10 protein-coding genes are annotated in these 14,792 nt (G+C 34.8%); 6 read left to right on the forward strand and 4 right to left on the reverse strand.

Annotated elements, in window-relative coordinates; genetic code table 11:
• Window positions 1–26: 26 nt before the first annotated feature.
• The 3 genes from SVZ03_12210 to SVZ03_12220 are packed head-to-tail and all read left to right on the forward strand — an operon-like array spanning window position 27 to window position 3,870.
• Entirely contained in the window at window positions 27–593 is a 567-nt protein-coding gene (locus SVZ03_12210) for a hypothetical protein (GenBank protein MDY6934968.1), read from the forward strand.
• A gap of 24 nt (window positions 594–617) precedes the next feature.
• On the forward strand, window positions 618–2,018 hold the full coding sequence (locus tag SVZ03_12215; GenBank protein MDY6934969.1) for a hypothetical protein: 1,401 nt from the start codon (window positions 618–620) through the stop codon (window positions 2,016–2,018).
• A gap of 10 nt (window positions 2,019–2,028) precedes the next feature.
• Window positions 2,029–3,870 (forward strand): PAS domain-containing protein, encoded by a 1,842-nt coding sequence (locus tag SVZ03_12220; GenBank protein MDY6934970.1) that lies wholly within the window; start codon window positions 2,029–2,031, stop codon window positions 3,868–3,870.
• Window positions 3,871–3,992: 122 nt separating this feature from the next.
• On the opposite strand, the gene SVZ03_12225 is transcribed toward SVZ03_12220, so the two are convergent.
• Window positions 3,993–4,982, reverse strand: a complete 990-nt coding sequence (locus tag SVZ03_12225) for a potassium channel protein (protein MDY6934971.1) — start codon at window positions 4,980–4,982, stop codon at window positions 3,993–3,995.
• A 241-nt stretch (window positions 4,983–5,223) separates the two neighbouring features.
• Window positions 5,224–6,072 (reverse strand): flagellin, encoded by an 849-nt coding sequence (locus SVZ03_12230; GenBank protein ID MDY6934972.1) that lies wholly within the window; start codon window positions 6,070–6,072, stop codon window positions 5,224–5,226.
• Between the two features lie 396 nt (window positions 6,073–6,468).
• Here SVZ03_12230 and SVZ03_12235 point away from each other — a divergent pair, with 396 nt between their 5' ends.
• Complete coding sequence (locus SVZ03_12235) at window positions 6,469–9,012, forward strand: PBP1A family penicillin-binding protein (GenBank protein ID MDY6934973.1); 2,544 nt, start codon at window positions 6,469–6,471, stop codon at window positions 9,010–9,012.
• A 162-nt stretch (window positions 9,013–9,174) separates the two neighbouring features.
• On the opposite strand, the gene SVZ03_12240 is transcribed toward SVZ03_12235, so the two are convergent.
• Both SVZ03_12240 and SVZ03_12245 read right to left on the reverse strand, forming a co-directional pair.
• A complete protein-coding gene (locus SVZ03_12240) occupies window positions 9,175–9,387 on the reverse strand; it encodes an acetyl-CoA carboxylase biotin carboxyl carrier protein subunit (GenBank protein ID MDY6934974.1) in 213 nt (70 codons plus the stop codon).
• Window positions 9,388–9,651: 264 nt separating this feature from the next.
• A complete protein-coding gene (locus tag SVZ03_12245; protein MDY6934975.1) occupies window positions 9,652–11,151 on the reverse strand; it encodes a hypothetical protein in 1,500 nt (499 codons plus the stop codon).
• Between the two features lie 425 nt (window positions 11,152–11,576).
• Here SVZ03_12245 and SVZ03_12250 point away from each other — a divergent pair, with 425 nt between their 5' ends.
• Window positions 11,577–13,475 (forward strand): PAS domain S-box protein, encoded by a 1,899-nt coding sequence (locus tag SVZ03_12250; GenBank protein ID MDY6934976.1) that lies wholly within the window; start codon window positions 11,577–11,579, stop codon window positions 13,473–13,475.
• A 74-nt stretch (window positions 13,476–13,549) separates the two neighbouring features.
• Window positions 13,550–14,788, forward strand: a complete 1,239-nt coding sequence (locus SVZ03_12255) for a response regulator (GenBank protein ID MDY6934977.1) — start codon at window positions 13,550–13,552, stop codon at window positions 14,786–14,788.
• Window positions 14,789–14,792: the final 4 nt, after the last annotated feature.

Below are 14,792 nucleotides of genomic sequence, written 5' to 3' on the forward strand. Positions count from 1 at the left end.
AATTGTAATAATATGGAGGAGATTGTATGAGAAAGGCTTCAGTGATAAGTTTAGTATTATTAGTCATTTCAGGTTGTAGTGGTGTTCAATACAGGGATGCAAGCAAGGATAAGGGTTCAATGGAATGGGGTCCCAAAGAGATTAAAATAACTGTCAGCAAGATGGTGGGTTCAATGCATGATTTCCTCAAAAACGAATGGGGAAAGGCTGCCTTTATTGAGGTGAAGAGGTTCAGGAATAAGACTTCTGAACATATTGACACTAAAATGGTATCCGACGAGATATCAACTAATCTTATTAAAAAAAGGATTAAATTTATAGATCAGTCATTGACTCAGGAATCGATAAAGCAGATGGAAATGGGTATGACAGGACTGATAGATCCAGATAGCGCCATTCCAGCAGGAATGTTGAAGTCTCCTAACCTCTACCTTACTGGTGATATACGAGATAATGTTAGAACAGTTGGGGGCAAAAGGTTACAGTATCTTGTTGTAACCCTTAAATTAGTAAATCTGAAGACAAATATTGTCGAATGGCAGGATCAACAGCAATTCCTTAAAGCCTCCAAAAAAAATAGAATTTCTTTCTAACTAATCAATTTTGAGGAATCGATAATGAAAAGACTTATCCTGATTCTGTCCTCCGCCTTTATTATCTTTAACCAAGTAGCTTGCACAACAAACTACAACCAGATAATTAAAGATTCGGAGAGGACCTTCTATCGAGGCAATTATAAAAAAGCTGCTAAAAAGCTACTACCACTTGTTAATAAAAAAAGCAGAGATCAGCTTATACTTATGATGGAATGTGGAATGATGCTTCATGCATCTGGGGATTATGAAAACAGTAATAAAGTGTTATTGGAGGCTGCAAAACTATCCGAGACAATTACAACAAGCATTCGAAAGCAGGCAGCAGCCTTATTGCTCAATGAGACTAAAACCAACTACAAAGGCGAGGACTTTGAGAGGGTTCTCATTCATATGTATCTTGGGATAAACTTTATCATGCTTCAAAAGGTTGATGAGGCGCGGGTTGAGTTCAAGAAGGTAAACGATCTTCTAAGAGATATAAATGTTTCAGTTGGCAAAAAATATAAGCAGAACATTATGGCGAAATATCTAACTGCCATCACCTTCGAGATTACTGCTGATATTGACAACGATGAGGGTGATAAAGAATATGCATATATAGAATATAAGCAAATCCATTCACTATACCCAAAACTTTCATTAGTGTATCGTGATTTGCAGAGACTTTCCAAGCAACTCGGTGATAAGGAAGATTATACAAAATGGGTTACGAAGTTTGGGAAGAGGGATAATTTACCCAAGGATGCGGGCGAGCTTATTATGTTCTTTCAGGCTGGAAGAGGAGCAGTAAAGGTATCAAGAGGTTCGCTGCTTAAAGATAGGTCGATGAAAAATGGCATCACTGTATCTTTAAATGGAATGCCCTTAAAGGCTGGAGTTACTATTGTAGGTGTTTTAGCAGCGCTGAAAATAGCGAAACATCCCATACCTATATTTAAGAAAAGATCAAACAAAATCAATCATCTTGTTATTAGCGTTAATGAAAAAGATATTGGCAGGACATATGAATTGGAGAATATCGAGAATACTGCGATCAAAAATATGGAGGATGACTATCAACGAATGTATATGAAGGTAGCAGCAGGCATTGCCGTAAAGGCTGCAACCTCAGTAGCAGCAGGCATTGCCGCAAAGAAGCTTGCTGAACAGTCCAAGAAGTTAAGTGGATTTGCTGGATTGATTGGCGCTTTAGCAGGCATCGGCGCAGGGGCAACCCTTGTTTCACAAATAGAACCTGATCTACGCTGTTGGCATACACTGCCATCCAATTTACAACTCTCAAGAATATTTCTTCCTGCTGGCATGTACGAACTTACTATCAAGTATATTGATCACTCAGGTCGGGTTGAGAAAACAAAGAACACTATGATCGAGATAAAAAAAGGGAAAAAGAGCTTCTTAAACTACAGAACATTATATTAACATTATAATAATGAAGAAAAGGAATACAAATACTTCATCTTCAGTTAATAATAATATTTTTGATTTATTAAAACATCCTATCTGCATTATTGATAACAATGGAGAATTGTCTTACCGAAACAATAGTTTCAAACAACTATTTGAAACTGACGAAAGCGATATCAGACTGGATATATCCCACCCATTCTACCCTGAATACAGAAAAAAAATAGCCCTTACCTATTCTAGAGTTAATAAAGGCTTGGATGGACGATGTTTCGCAATAATGATTTCTTCTAATGGATATAGGCTCCCTGTTGAGATGCACTTATACCCATTGATCGAAAATGAAAATGTCTCATCCATTCTGGCCTTCATGAAAATAGTAGATGACAGACTACTCTCATTTGATAAGACTACATCGTCTTTACTCAAGGATTCTTCATCTGATACCAAATTGTATGAATTCTCGCCATTCCCAATTGTAAGGTTCAATCCCTCTGGAGAAATAATCAAAGGGAGTGCCACTTTTGAAACCCTAATGGGCAAAAATCTTAATGATAAAAACAAAAAAGAAAACTTACTGTTCCTCTCCTTATCGCCCTATGATAACAAAAGAATGGGAAAGGCAATAACAAACATTCTTAATGGAGTTATCTCTTTTAGCAGAATTGGAGAATTAAAAATAACTACTGCCAATGGTGATGAAAAATGGGTAAATGCTATTCTTTATCCAATAACAGATGATAACAACGATATTTCTGCTATAGAGATTATACTTGAAGATTTTACACAAGTCAAAATATTGGAAAATAAACTGAGAGTCATGAAAAGAACCCGAATTATCGGTGATATCTCAATAGGGCTATTACACTATTTTAATGATATTATTTATTCAATTACAAAGAGAATACAGATATTAAAAATGGAAATACGCAAGGATACATCTCTAAATGTACTTGATGAAATAGAAAGAAAGGCTTTTGAAGGCGAAAAGCAGATAAAAAAAATACAAAATTTTATAATAGAGGGGAATCTTTCCGAAGATCATAGAATTAGAAGCTTTAAGAAGATTATTGATGAGGCTATCAGTTTTGCAAAGATAAAATTCATGACCGAGAATAATGGAAAGGGAAAATCAATTAAATATGAAAAGAGATATTACTCCAATAGCAGAGTGAAGGGAGATATCAGAAAATTAAATGAAATTATTATCTCTATGATTTTTAAGGTTTCATCCATTATTGATAATAAGGGAGTTATAATTATTTCTCTAAGGAATAATGGTGCACTCTCTTTATCGATGAGTGTCGAAAAAGCCAATGAAATGGAAATTGACAATACTGATACAATATCTCCTCAATTTCCAGATATTGATGTGAGGTATAGTGCACAGGGGATGAACATCAAGATTATTGAAGAGGAGTCCACTAATTCTTATTCAATTAAAGCCATCATTCCATCATCATTGATTATTAGCAAAGAAGGAGAATCAACTGCTGATTTAAATAATCTAAAAGATATGAATGCTATTATACTAAAAGAAGGGGGGGCAGTAGCATCAAAAGAAATAATTAATAATATTGGGAATACCTTTTTCTGTAACACTTTGGATGAGGCAATATCACATTATCACAAAGAGCATTGTGATCTGTTGATTACAGATTATCATCAATCAGGAGTTAATGGATTGGAGCTTTTCACAAGGATAAAGGAATTAGATGAAAATGTTCTCTCGGTTTTATTATATAATGATAACCCTGATGATTTAAAAGCTTACAGGAATGTTATTGATATATTGATACCAACCCCTTTAGAACAGAACAGGTTTAACAAAGAGATCACAAAGACGCTAAATTCACGTAAAACATAATATAATTATCCCTATAATATAGTCTTCATGGATAAATATATCTTTCGAAAGACGAATCAATAAAAGCGATCCATAGTGCTTTACTTAATATTCTTAAAAGAATAGCCCTGCCATTATGTTATTTATAGAATTTCATTCATCCTAATCAAATCCTCCTTCTTTCCGATTGCCACAAAAATATCACCCACCTCAAGTATCTCATCTGGTAAGGGATTATAAATCATATCTCCATTATATTTTTTAATAGCAACAATAATAACACCATAATCCTTTCTTAAATTGTTTTCAATAAGATTTTTTCCAATCAGTCTGGAACCCTCATTTACAACGACCTCTTCCATGATAAGACCTAGATGATTATTCATCATAGCAATATCAATAAAATCAACGACCGTTGGTCTTATTAATGCTTGAGCCATTCTCTTACCCCCGATAAGATGGGGTGTAACGACCTTAGTCGCTCCTGCCCATTTCAATTTCATTTCACTCTTCTCATCTGAGGCTCTGGATAAAATAAAGATGTCTGGCCTCAAGCTTTTGGCAGTCAAGGTTATGAATACATTATCAGCATCAGACATAACAGCGGGGACAATCCCCTTTGCTTTCATAATTTCTGCCTTGAGAAGCGCCTCTTCAGTAGTGGCATCCATCGATATATATAGATATTTTTCAACCTCCAATTGATCAATGGCAGATGGGTTGTTCTCTATTACAACAAACTTAATACTATGCTGGTGTAGCTCTTTACAAATGAGATGCCCAATTCTGCCAAATCCGCAAACTATATAGTGATCCCTTATTTTTCTAATATCCTTTTCCAATTTTCTCCTCCCAAAGGTTTTCGCCAACTCTCCTTCAATGAGCATACCAAACAGCGACCCAATAGCATATGCACCAATAGTTATACCGGTACTGATTATAACAATTGTGATTATCCTACCATAAATTGAAAGAGGTTTAACCTCAGAAAATCCTACAGTACTAATAGTAATTATGGTCATATACAAAGAATTAAAGAGGGGAATCTCCTCCACAATATGATAACTGAAAGTGCCAAACACAATAGTCGCTAAAAAAAAAGATAATATTATAATTAATTTGCGTAGGTTCATAAAGGCTTATGCCTAATATTCAAAATTGGATAATTCTTTCTTATCTTAAGTATACATCTATATCAGTGAAGCATAACGATAAACGTTATATGATTGCAATATATGATTGATATAATACTCGAAAAATTCAATATGAAATTCAGGAATAAATGATTATTAGATAAATCAAGCTTAATAAAGGCATAACAAAACGCCGAGTGGTAGGACTCGGCGTTTATAGTGGTGCTCCGATGTTAGCTCATTAACGTAATAATTGCAATACTGTCTGAGATTTAGTGTTAGCCTGTGCTAACATTGCAGTCGCTGCTTGTGTTAATATCTGGTACCTAATGAAGGATGACATTTGTTCTGCCATATCTGTGTCTCTAATTCTACTCTCTGAGGCCTGTATGTTCTCATAGGCATTCATAAGTCCCTTGGCAGCATGCTCAAGCCTGTTATAATAGGCTCCAAGGTCAGCTCGCTGCTTTGCGATAAGCCTTAATGCCTCATCTGCAAGACCAATTACGGCATTTGCCTTTCCAGGGGTTGAAATGGATATAAATGTTAGAACTACTGGATTACGCAGACCCAGAGCTGCTGTAGTCATTGTTTCGATAAAAACCCTCTCTCTCTGATGCATATTTGGCCCCATATGGAACCACATTGAAGCAGTTGGATGAAGTCTTGCAAAGGACCCTGTTAACATCTTCATTTTGTTGAATTCTGCCTGAGATGAAATCCTATCTACTTCATCTATAAGCTCAGAGACCTCTACCTGTATTAGTTGTCTATCTTCAGCCGAATAGATTCCATTTGCAGCTTGAACAGCCAGTACCCTTATTCGCTGAATTATATCATGTAGTTCCTGGAGATAACCTTCAGCGGTCTGAACGAATGACATCCCATCTTCAGTATTTCTCTCCGCTTGCCTCAGACCATTTATCTGTGTCCTCATCTTTTCAGACACTGCCAGTCCAGAAGCATCATCCCCAGCACGATTTATTCTCATCCCGGAGGATAGCTTTTCTATGTCTTTTGATATGCTCCAATCGTGAAACTTTAATGTCCTATGCGCAAAAATTGCGCTGGCATTATGATTTATGATCATCTTATTCCTCCTTGAACACTCTTGCCATCTTCCATGATAGCAGAATCAAGCTAATTACTATTGTGTTATTCGTCTTATTACTTTATTCATTTAAGGCAGAATATACTCAATTATTAGCATTTATTTGGGTTTATTTGAAATTATGAATCAATTAATTATCAATACTATTAAAATATTATTTTTTTCGATTATTCTTGATATTCTTATAAGTATCTAATAGCAGATTATAAAAAATGTTTGATTCTTTAAAACTTCTCAAAGATTGTAGGTATATAGATATGTTTTTATTCATGCATAGGAAATGAATATTGGCTTATTATTATATTTTTATTAAATATACATTATAATGAAGTACTTAAGCTCTTAATACACATGAAAGAGGACATATAAGCAGATATGCTCAGAAAATTTAATGAATATCATTCAAGATTGAGAAAACTGAAAATGCCTGAAGAAATAATTATACCTAAGCGCTCAATCAATATTACTGACAAAATATCAAGATTACTCCCAATATTTAAAATTAGGTTTTGGATTTTAAAGGCTGTTATTCTGGGAGCAATATCCGGCATTATTATTGCCTTTTTCATAATTTTGATTTCAGATTTCCATAAAGTAAAGGCACTTGGCGAATTCCAACCCAATATCACAACAAAAATATATGATAAGAATGAATTCCTAATATCTGAACTCTTTAGGCAAAAGAGAGAGTTGATATCCTTAAGTAAAATTCCCTCAGATCTTATTAACTCCTTTATTGCAATAGAAGATCGTGAGTATTATGATCACATGGGCATTAATATCAAGGGGATTGTAAGGGCTTTTTTTATTAATATCTTTTCTGGAAAGATTAGACAGGGTGGAAGCACAATTACTCAACAGCTAGCTAAAATATTGCTTACCTCAAGAGAGAGAAGCATATATAGAAAAATAAAAGAGGCCTTTATTGCTATTATGATGGAGTTCTTCTATAACAAACAGAAAATACTAGAGCTTTATCTGAATCAGATATTTCTTGGACATGGTGTTTATGGTGTTGAATCAGCATCAAGATTCTACTTTGACAAGCATGTATGGGAGTTAGATCTGGCTGAATCAGCTCTACTGGCGAGCCTACCATCCTCCCCGAATAAACTCTCCCCTATTAGGCACCCCAAGAGGTCGATGGAGAGGCATAAAACCGTACTTGCAGGAATGGTAGAAATGGGATTTATTTCAATCATAGAAGCTGAAGAGGTTTTTCTAAGGTTTTGGCCTTTATACTTGGAACACATAAATGAACTTTCTCCAACTCAAAATACATGGTCTTCGAGGGTAGACAAGGCGCCATGGTTTACAGAATATATAAGAAGAAGACTGATCAAGAAGTATGGTGAGAGAAGAGTATATGAAAAAGGACTTAAGGTTTATACAACCCTGGATATAGATAAACAAATAGCTGGACAGAGAATATTATCCGAGGCCTTGAGGAAGCAGACTATTGTATCAAACAGCCTGTTATTTAAGAATGAGGATTATATTGTTGAAAACTACTCCAATAAAATTGAACTATTCTCTCTTCTTTTCAACCTCAATCCATTCAACAAGAAGGGATCGATTGAACTAAAGAAGCTAATTGAATATGCTCAAAAAGAAATAACCGATGAATTAGAGATAATTAATTACTTTGTTGGCTTTGATGAAATTGGCAAAATTTTGGATATTTTTAAATCAGCACATTATGGGGATAAAGAGCTTCAAAAAGTTGAGGGTTGTCTCATCTCCATAAATCATAGAAATGGATACATTGAGGCAATGATAGGCGGAAGCGAATTTTCAAGTATTAACCAGCTTAATAGAGTGATGCAATCAAGACGTCAACCTGGCTCTGCTATAAAACCTCTGCTTTACACTGCTGCATTGGAATCCGGGAGGTTTACCTCTTCAACAGCTATACTCGATTCCCCGTTAGTCTATCTTGACAATGAGGGGGGAGACTGGATACCTGAAAATTATGAGGGAGAGTATTATGGATTAGTAAGATTAAGAAGCGCGCTTGCCAAATCAATTAATGGGGTATCGATAAGGGTAGCAGACCAATTAGGCATTGATTATGTTATGGAATTTCTGTCTAAGCTTTTAAAAATAAGGAGCAATAATATCAATAAGCGCATACCGAGAAATCTATCAATCGCTCTTGGATCTTTTGAGATCAGTTCTTTTGAATTAGCAAGAGCTTATGCAATAATTGCAAATGGAGGCAGGGATGTAATTCCATTTAGCATTAGATACATTACAGATAGGAATGGAGTAATAATTGAAAACCAGGAAGAAGAGGTTAAAAAGATACTTTTGAAAAAGAAAGGAGAGGGACGCTTCCAGATAATCACCCCTAGCACCTCCCAAATCATGATCAGCATGCTGAAGTCAGTAATAACATCCGGAACAGCACATCAGGCAACGATCGGGATGCCAGCAGGCGGAAAGACTGGAACTACGAACAACTGGCGAGATGCATGGTTTATAGGTTTCTCTCCTCAGATAACTACATGTTTATGGATGGGATATGATACTCAGGGACTATCCCTTGGGATTGGTCAGTCCGGGGGAGTGGTTGCAGCTCCTGTATGGGCAAAATATATGAAGGAAATCCTGAGAAATGAACCTTATAAATACTTTCCGTTCTATGCTACTTTAATAGAAAAGGATGTCTGTGCTCATTCAGGAAAACTCCCTTCTCCCAATTGCAGAAATGTAATTAAAGAGGTTTTCAATAAAGACACTTTACCTAATGATGAATGCACTATTTGCAAAGGCATTCATCAGGATATTGCGCTTCACAAAAAGGGTCCTAGGGTAAATATCATTAAAGCTCAAAAAAAATCGATTTTTAAAAATATTAATTCTGGCAAGGTCAATAACACTATCATTGATAACATTGATAACAATCTTCTTGATTAGTTGACATTTTATTGAGCAGGTTTATAGTTTTACTGAATTAGAATCTCACCCCGCACTCTGCAGGGGAGATTCAATCATTCATGTAAAAGGTACATGTATTATTACACAACTTAATACATTGATAAATGAATATGTCATAGAACTAATAAGATACTCAACTCATTATTCTATTACAACTAAGACAGCACCGCTATCTACTGTATCATCCTTCTTGCACCGTATCTCCTTGACTACCCCATCATCCTCACTTACAATTGGCATCTCCATTTTCATTGCTTCAAGTATCAACACCTCATCGTCAGTTTTAACCTGATCTCCCACATTGATTAGGATATCAATCACTTTCCCTGTCATAGGAGCAGTTATCTCTGCCACAATAAACCTCCATTAATACTAAATCTAAATAGAGTATAAAAATCTACTCTGTATATCTTTTGCCGTACTTCTTCTAAAGAATTAAAAAATACGACTTTTAAAATCAAATGGCAAATTATATTGATATATCATGAATGTCAAGAAAAAACAACTTAAATTAGATAACAAATTCTCCTAGATGACTAATTTAATTACTCGTCTTCAATTCTGTAGCCTATTACTGGAGCTAAATCTAAATAAAATTAGAAAGATTCGATTACTACATTATTCAATGTAGAACCAATTAGTCGAATTAGAAGCGTCATGCTCCACCCTTCCATCCCTGCCGATGGGTTCCTCACGAGTCATCTGTTCAATCATTCCTTCTTCTGGTTTTACCCTTGCCAGAAATCTGTTATCCTCCTTATCCCTGCACACAACAATTGAGTAATCGATCTGGCTATATCTATTATATACTATAGTGTAGGACTCTATTGTGCCTTTCCCTGTTGCGCTTGTCACAACATTAACCCTGGGATATTCTTTGACTTTGTGAGGGATTTCCAGCGGCTTCCATGGAGTCTTTCCTGGACTTGCGCTATAGATGCCAACTGAATGTTTACTGATGAACCAACTCAAGGCCTGAACCATACCATAGGAAGCAGGATTAGCGCGCAATAAGCTCACAATATGACAAATAGCATGCAAAGAATAATTGTTACCCGGCCCCCCGAAAAAGGACATCCCTCCTGTAACAGTAAGGGATCGGGGATCATTATATGAGATATTCAGCATCTTCCTAGCTATACGTGGAGCGCATGGGAAACAACTATATAGATCTAGATACTCTATTTCATCCAATGAAATAGAGAGTTGATTCAGGGCCATGTTCACAGCATCGGCTACTGAAGGGCTAGCCCATAATGCTGGCCTCTCTGAGACCAACCAAACGTCTTCCGCATTTCCACATCCCCGAAGGAATATCACTTTACCTTTGGGGATGCCCATTGCCTCTGCTCTCGCAAGATTAGTCATTATCAATGCAGCGGCCTGATTCACCGTCATATTAGAACACATTGACTTGGTGTATGGGAAGACAACCATCCTGTTTTTATCCGTTACAGTAGCTATTTCATCTTCTGTTTTAGATTCTTGAAACCAAGCATAGGGATTGCGGGAGGCTATCTGCGAAAATTGTGAGCAAAATGATGCAATTTCTCTTGAGTGATCAAAAATGGATTTTCCATTATGTGCTCGCAGGGCATTTTCGAATATAGAATATGATAGTAAAGGAGACATCAATCCGTAAAATATCTCCAAATCAGAAACAGGTTTTCTGACATCACCAATATATAGTGATCCTGCAGCTTTGTCATCCTCTACAAAAAAAGATGAAGCGCTATCCCCCGTCTGTATTTTTTCATGAGAATAGAATGCCTCTGCTCCACAGATCAACACCAATTCAGACTTTCCTGAAAAAATCCTTTCCGCTGCTCTATTAACAAACCATTGAGGCGCACAGGCTCCTATCCAACTATATCCGGTGTCACTTGGTTGTATTCCTAAAAGCTCTGATAATTCTTGCGCCGGTTTACTCATTACCTTGGATATACAATTAACTATATATAGAGTATCGACCTTTCTTAGATTGTCTAGCCTAGCATCCTCAGCAGCTTTTCGGCACACTTCCTCCATCATCTTTATTGGATCTAGTTGAATCTGTGTCTTCTCCCGATGGACCAGTTGCCCAATACCTACAAGCACGGGTATCCTGTTTTTATCCATGTTCCCCTATTTTTTATTATATTAGACTTAATGAATTAATAGATCTAATCTCTGATCAATTATTAATTAAGGAAAAAATTCCGCTGTCAAGATAAAAATTTAATGAATTTTTGAGCATTTAAGGTAATTAGTCTACAACAGATAAAAGAGAGTTTCGTCTATCATAAACAAGGTGTAATCATTCCCTCATGTTTTATTACATATTTTGCGCCAATTCTCATATATCCTTATGTATTTTACATGAATGCAATTATAATAATTATATAATTTGTAAAACAATATAAACATGTAATCATTTTTTATTTTAAATAATTATAAAAATTAACAAAATGTATATTAATGTTCTTTAAAATAAAAAAATTGCTATTTTTATTCAAAGAGTGTATTATCTAAACTCAAGATAAATACTAATAGAAGATATTAACATGTGTAATAATAACTTAAAAACCATTAATGTCCTACTCATAAAGGGAAACGGTAAAGCGTCCGAAATAATAAAGGATATGCTTATTAAGCAGCAAGATATTCATTTCAATATTGAATACTATAGCAGTTTCATTTCGGAGACTGAAATAATACTATTAAATAATATTGATGTAGTACTACTTGACCTCTCAATTATCAATATACAAGGGGATATAATAAAAAAAATAAATGCTCGATTACCGCTTTTACCAATAATAACATTTGGAAATGATGATGTTTACTCTAAAATAAAATCCACACATAATATGATTTCAGATAATTTAACTATAGATGATATTCATAGCAGACTAGCAATACATTCAATAAGATATAATATTAAGATTTCTAAGATAAAAAAGGAACTTGAGGAAAGCGATGATCGCTTCCTTAAACTATCCGATTCGATACAGGACGGAATTATCATTATCAATGATGAAGGGAATATTACATATTGGAATCCAGCAGCTACTAAAATCTTTGGTTATACAAAGGAAGAGGTAATCGGAGAAGATCTGCATATCCTACTTGCTCATAATAGGTTTCATAACGATTACATCAAAGGATTTAATGTATTTAAAAATACAGGGAAGGGCTATGCAATAGCAAAGATACTTGAGTTATCAGCGATTAGAAAAGATCAAACAGAATTCCCAATTGAGTTGTCCGTATCAGCAGTCCTTTTGAACGACAGATGGAATGCTATAGGTATCGTAAGGGATATAACTGAACGAAAACGCATAGAGGAATCACTGAAAAATAGTGAAAAACGATTTCGATCGTTGATCGAGGACGGAACAGATGTTATTGCCATTGTAAATAAAGATGGATATATTACTTATGAAAGCCCTACAGCTAAGCAGGTTATGGGGTACAATCCAGAAGATCTAATAAACACTCATTTTCTGAATCGAATTCATCCGGATGATAAAAGGGATGCTATAAAGGCCTATGAAGAAATATTATTGAATCCTAAGAAACCTATTAAGATTGAATTTAGATCTAAGCACAAAGATGGATCATGGCGAATAATTGAACTTATCTGTAAAAACCTATTAGATGATCCTGCTGTATCTGGTATTGTTGCCAATTTTAGAGATATTACGGAAAGAAGACAGATAGAGGCGATAAAAAGTGCTAAAGATGCGGCTGAAAGCGCTAATATGGCAAAGACGAAATTCTTAGCTAATATAAGCCATGAGCTCAAAACCCCTTTAAATTCAATAATTGGATTCAGCCAATTCCTGAGGATGCAGCAGATAGGTAAGCTAAATGAAACACAACTAGATTATGTAAACACTATTCATAATAATGGAAAGCATCTTCTGGAGATTATGAATGACATTCTAGATATTTCAATAATTGAATCCCAAAAAATACAATTGTGTATTACTCCTTGTGATATTAAATACATTGTATTAAAATCTGTAACATCAATGGAGTCTTTATTGAATGAAAAGGGGGTAAAACTGATGTTAAATATAGAACCAAATATTGGAAAAGTGGAAGTTGATGAAACACGATTAAAACAGATTCTATTGAATCTATTATCCAATGCAATTAAGTTTACTGATTCTGGGAAAAATATTGGTATTGGAGTCCATAAAATAGAAGATGGCATAAAAATAACTGTATGGGATGAGGGGAAAGGGATATCCAAGGATAACCTCAATATAATATTTGATCCCTTTGTGCAAATATACACAAAAGAAGAAGGGAAGACTGGAGGAACAGGTTTAGGTTTATCAATAGTAAAGGAACTTGTTGAGCTTCATGAAGGCAGACTGGATGTTGAGAGCATAGTTGGATCGGGGAGTCGATTCTCTATAATTTTACCTAAAAAAAGGAATATTCATATTTAGAGATGATCTTGTTTATAATTCAACAACTTATAATCGCTCAATAATACTGACTGAAATATCTCTTGGAGGAAGGGATGACTTACAAAAGAATTTTAATTGCCGAAGATAGCCCAAGTGTTGGTAAATTAATTTGTGATGTGTTAATGGCAAATGGATATCAAGTTACTTTAGCGACCAATGGGAGAGACGCTTTGAATCACTTTGCAACAGAACCTTTCCCTGTAGTAATAACCGACATAGAGATGCCCATAATGGATGGCAATGAATTCATTGATCATCTCAAATGCATTGATGAATCCACTTCTATTATTGTAGAAACAGTGCATAAGGAAATCTCTATGATTATTGAAACAATGCGAAAGGGAGTGTATGACTACCTTGTCAAACCTTTTGATATAGAGGATCTACTACTAAAAATAGAAAGAGCATTTGAAGTAGCTGAGCTGAAAATGATGAAAAAGACCTTGGAGAAGGAAAGAATGATAAGATGTGACAGTCAACTGGAATGGTATAAATGGCAAGACTCTGTAAAGGATCGATCAACATATGATAAAAACAAATCGCTGTTTAAGAATCTTCTAACAAGCATGAATCAAGGAGCGGGTTTTGGATCGTTAGTAACGCTAATTAATCTTATTTCAACAAACTCAAAGGAAGAGAACGGACACTATATAATCGAATCTGATTTGTTTAATATAGTAAAAGAAAATGCCAAAATGACCGAAAAGGCATTAAAAGCCTTTTCGGATATTGAACACATTGAAAAAAATGAATTAGATTTTCATAGAATTTCATGTGATGGGATATATAATGAAATTGTTGAAATAAAAAACGGATTAAACGTTTATACTACAAGTAAAAATCAATGGTTTCTATTAAGCGATAGAAAAATATTCTTTTCAGAAAAATATGTAGAAATAAACATGGAATATTTTCGGAAAGCTATAAACGAGATCATAATTAACGCTCTTAAGTATTCAAGACCTAATTCAGCTGTTACTATTATATTTGATTGTATCAATAAAGAATTAAATATCTCTGTTGTTAATGATCCAATACCAGATGATGAAGGCAGGGTTGGCATTCCTTTGGGTTATGAAAATATAATATTTGAACCATTTTTTCGAATGACAAAAACAGTACAGGAGGAATACACAACTCTCGATTATGGTTTAGGCCTAACCCTAGTGGATAAAATTATCAATAAACATAATGGCAAAATCTCAGCAACAAATATAGTAGATCATTCGATCATTTCGAATAAACCGACAAATAAAGTGACTTTCAATATTAGTATACCCTGTAATCCTTAATATA

The organism is Spirochaetota bacterium (assembly GCA_034190085.1).
Lineage (GTDB): Bacteria > Spirochaetota > UBA4802 > UBA4802 > JAFGDQ01 > JAXHTS01.